The following is a 2,199-nucleotide window of genomic DNA, read 5'->3' on the forward strand; positions in this document are numbered from 1 at the left end:
ATCCAGATCTTGCCGTCGCGGTCGGCCATTGACATACGATTCTCCTGGCGAGTGTGTGCAAATTGTGATCAGGCCGCCGTAGGCTGGACGCCGGTTGGTGCTGATCGACGCCCGGGCGGCGAAAGCACTCGCGGACGTCGACCGGTGCAAAACCGGCTTGTTGACAGGCGACCAAAGACCATCATTTTAGCGTCAATTTGAGCAAAAATTGGGCGAAGCCCGCCATGTCACGCGTTTTCGACGCCTTTCACGACGCTATAATTTGCCTTTCATCGTCAAACGATGCCCGCTGGGCGCCACGCAACCGGCCACTGCACCCATGTTCATGCTCGACCGGCTGACCGACCTGAATCGACGCGCTTTTCTCGATGGCGTCAAGACGTTTTCCCCGGCCGTTCCGGCCACGTTCTCGTGGGGTCTCGTCACCGGTATCGCGATGGCGAAGACCGTGCTCACGATTCCGCAGGCACTAGGAATGTCGCTCGCGGTTTATGCCGGGTCTTCGCAACTGGCCGTCTTGCCGCTGTTTGCCGCCAAATTGCCCTTGTGGACCATCCTGCTCACCGCCGCGATGGTCAACCTGCGCTTCGTGATTTTCAGCGCAGGTCTCGCGCCGCACTTTGCGTATTTATCGCTGCGACGGCGGCTTGTGCTCGGGTACTTCAACGGCGACATCATTTACCTCATGTTCCAGAAGCGCAATTTCCCGACCGGCTTTCAGCCCGGCAAAGAAGCGTTTTTCTGGGGAATGGCGGCGACGAGCTGGTCGGCGTGGCAGGTTTCATCGATAGTGGGCATTTTGCTCGCCACGCTCTTCCCCGATAACTGGGGCCTCGAACTAGCCGGCACGCTTGCGCTGATCCCGCTGATCGTCTCGGCCATCGCGACGCGCTCCACGCTGGTGGCCGCTGGCGTGGCGAGCGTGATTTCGCTGGTCGCCTTCGATTTGCCCTATCGGCTCGCGTTGCCGCTGGCGGTTTTTGCTGCGCTGGCCGCGGGTACGTTTACCGATGTCATCGCGGAGAGGTTGGGGTTGCGGCACGAGCGCTCACGCGACAACGCTCGTTCTTCGAGCACGCCTCGCCCCGGCGATACCAAATGAGCGCAAGTCATGTGTGGCTGGCAATCCTCGGGATGGGCCTGATCACGGCCATCACGCGTGCGCTGTTCCTGATCGGCGGCGAGCGCATGATCCTGCCCGAACGGATCCAGCGCGCGCTGCGTTACGCCCCGGCGGCGGCGCTTGTTGCCGTAGTCGTGCCCGACTTGCTCATGACGCCGCAAGGCTTCTCAGTCGGTTTCTCCAACCACGCGCTGTACGCGTCGCTATGCGGGCTCGGCTGGTTTTTGTGGCGGCGCTCGATGATTGGGACCATCGTCGTGGGGATGCTCGCCTTTACCGCGCTGCGTTTGCTGGCCTGAGTTGTCCTGAGCCGCCCTGAGTTGACTTGTCCGACGAGCCCCAACACCGCGATGCTGCGTCGCACAAACTCCGCCGCGCTCTATCACGCTATCCCAATCCCCGGGATTTGAGATTCCAGCGCCTTGATGGGCATGGGTATCAGTTAAAATGGCGTTCTCGCTGTCGCATCGAATGAGGTCGAACGTGTATCCGGCAGTCACCGCGCAACAGCGCTGTTCGCGTTATTCTCAGCTGCACCGCATTGCTTCTGTGACATCACCCGCGCCGTTCGCGCCGCGGCCGACGTCGAAGGCAAGGCTCGCTGTCGCGCTATGCAAGCGTGCGCCCAATGGCGTCGCGTCCTGCCGCGTGCTCACGCGCGCCGTCTCCCGCACCTTCTCATTTCTTTTCGCGATGCCCTGACCGGCCGGCTTGTTTCAAAGCCGGCCCGGTGTCGCTTCCTTGAACCGCTCATCAATCACGCTGACTCCCATGACGAAAGTACTGCGTTTCACCGACCTGATCGCCGAAGGAAAAGTAGCCGGCAAGCGCGTTTTCATCCGCGCCGACCTCAACGTTCCACAGGACGACCAGGGCAACATTACGGAAGACACGCGGGTGCGTGCGTCGGTGCCGGCCATTCAGGCGGCGCTCGCGGCGGGCGCGGCCGTGATGGTCACTTCCCATCTTGGCCGGCCGACCGAAGGGCAGTTCAAGCCGGAGGACTCTTTGGCCCCGGTGGCCAAGCGCCTGTCCGAGTTGCTGGGCCGTGACGTGCCGCTGCTAGCCGATTGGGT

Annotated in this window: 3 protein-coding genes; all 3 read left to right on the top strand. The window is 62.1% G+C overall.

Annotated elements, in window-relative coordinates; all coding sequences use genetic code 11:
- Positions 1 to 325: 325 nt before the first annotated feature.
- A complete protein-coding gene (locus WCA53_RS11280; RefSeq protein ID WP_423909349.1) occupies positions 326 to 1,102 on the top strand; it encodes an AzlC family ABC transporter permease in 777 nt (258 codons plus the stop codon).
- Positions 1,099 to 1,422: an AzlD domain-containing protein gene (locus WCA53_RS11285; RefSeq protein ID WP_423909346.1), complete on the top strand. Its 324-nt coding sequence runs from the start codon at positions 1,099 to 1,101 to the stop codon at positions 1,420 to 1,422. Before WCA53_RS11280 ends, WCA53_RS11285 begins: the two co-directional genes overlap by 4 nt.
- A 472-nt stretch (positions 1,423 to 1,894) precedes the next feature.
- On the top strand, positions 1,895 to 2,199 hold a 305-nt coding region (gene pgk, locus WCA53_RS11290), incomplete at its 3' end, for a phosphoglycerate kinase (protein WP_423909354.1).

Origin of the sequence: Caballeronia sp. (assembly GCF_049581465.1) — a bacterium.
GTDB lineage: Bacteria > Pseudomonadota > Gammaproteobacteria > Burkholderiales > Burkholderiaceae > Caballeronia.